Annotated in this window: 1 protein-coding gene; it reads right to left on the bottom strand. The window is 74.2% G+C overall.

Annotated elements, in window-relative coordinates:
* Window positions 1-98: 98 nt before the first annotated feature.
* Window positions 99-965: a DUF1648 domain-containing protein gene (locus FDZ70_11220; GenBank protein ID TLM65296.1), complete on the bottom strand. Its 867-nt coding sequence runs from the start codon at window positions 963-965 to the stop codon at window positions 99-101.
* Window positions 966-1,103 lie beyond the last annotated feature (138 nt).

Below are 1,103 nucleotides of genomic sequence, written 5' to 3'. Positions count from 1 at the left end.
AGGTGATCGCGGGCGTCGCCGCCGGCGCGCACGCGGCAGCCGCGAGCGAGCACGCGAGCGCGAGGGCGAGGGCGACCGCGGCGGCCACGCGCGCGGGGTCACGCATCCGCGCCGCCCTCGGGATGTCGCGCTCGGTACAGCCGCAGCGAATACACGTACGTGGTCGCGACGAGCACCACCATCGGGCCGAGCACGAGTGCGATCGTCCACGGCGGGCCGAGCAGCGCACCGGCCCAGGCGCACACGGCCGAGCCGACCATGATGCGCCCGCCGAGCCGGTTCGTCTCGCGCCAGACCACCTCGTCCTCGAGCGTCCACGAGTAGCGCACGCCGAACGTCCAGTTCCGCTCGACGCGCGGCATCTTCAGCCCGATGGCGAGGAAGAGCAGCCCGAGCGCGCCGATCACGACGCGGTCGACCGGGAGCGCCGGGTGCCACGCCGCGTAGTACGTCGCCGCCTGCAGCAACGCCATGAACCCGACGAGCAGGTCGACGACGAGGTTGTACGAGTCCACCGACCGCATGAGCCCGCGGCGCCGCGGGTCGAAGCGCGGCAGGACGAACAGGGCGGCGTAGAGCGCCGATGCCACGAGCGGTAGCGTCAGCACCGACAGCAGGGTGGTGTCGGCCCACGCGTCCACGCGGCCCGACGGCCCCCAGTGCGTCGGGATGCGCTCGGGCAGATACGGGTAGTAGGCGAGTCCGGCAGCGAACATGCCGGCGAGGATGGCCAGCGGCAACCGCGTCACCCGCGCGGGGCGCTCCGCGTCGCCGGTCACGGCCGCTTCCTGATGAGGTCCGAGAAGGTGTCGCGCACCTGCGCGCCGTAGAGCGCGCCGCCGATGGCCGCGAGGCACGTCTCGAACAGCGCGAGCATGAGGAACTCCGAGCCGGTCGCCCCGCCGGCGGCCAGCACCTGCCTGCCGACGAGCAGCACCGCCACGCCGAGCAGGCCGCCGACCCACGCCTCGCCCATGAGCAGCGTGAGGCCGCCGGCGATGAACGGGGCCGCGAGCGCGAGCTGCGCTCCCGGCTCCTTTGCCAGCCCGCCGCCGGCCAGCGCGACGGCGAGCGGCAGCGCCAGGAGGAGAAGGCTCCTCAGC

This window comes from Actinomycetota bacterium, from assembly GCA_005774595.1.
Classification (GTDB): Bacteria; Actinomycetota; Coriobacteriia; order Anaerosomatales; family D1FN1-002; genus D1FN1-002.
The sequence above is the reverse complement of the archived record's forward strand: the minus strand, read 5'-3'. Positions and strand labels throughout refer to the sequence as shown.